We start from the raw sequence: 421 nt of genomic DNA, 5'->3' as shown, positions 1-421 counted from the left end.
TTTAATTTCTCTGACAATCGAATTTGTAACGATCCCTCATCAAGCGCAACATTCGTATTTACTTGAATAATTTCTTCATAAGTCACGCAGGTAATACCGCCTCCTTTGCATTTTTCCTCTAATTCGGTACTATTCTTATTGCTGATGTCTAAATACTTCTGAATAACTGCACCGCAGTCTCCTCCTTTGGCCTTACACTCGGCCAACTCTTTATCAAAACGGTGGCTTTCGTCTTCATGAAGATAGTTGTTCTCCACCGCATTCTTCCCAGCCTGGGCCCCGGTGACGGCGCTGCCGGTGGAGTCACCGGCAATGCCGCCTGCCAGCCCTGCCGCCAGGGTGGAGAGGGTGCTGATGGTCTGTTTTTCCTCTTCACTTAAGTCGCTGACTTTAGCATTTTCGCCGTGAATATGCTTCATCA

Annotated in this window: 1 protein-coding gene; it reads right to left on the bottom strand. The window is 47.5% G+C overall.

Annotation, left to right across the window (positions count from 1 at the left end; genetic code table 11):
- On the bottom strand, window positions 1–421 hold a 421-nt coding region (locus EAE93_RS24105; RefSeq protein WP_214040747.1), incomplete at both ends, for a VENN motif pre-toxin domain-containing protein.

The sequence above is a fragment of the Photorhabdus akhurstii genome, from assembly GCF_018448925.1.
In the GTDB taxonomy this organism is placed as follows: Bacteria; Pseudomonadota; Gammaproteobacteria; order Enterobacterales; family Enterobacteriaceae; genus Photorhabdus; species Photorhabdus akhurstii.
This window is presented reverse-complemented; position numbering and strand designations above follow the sequence as displayed.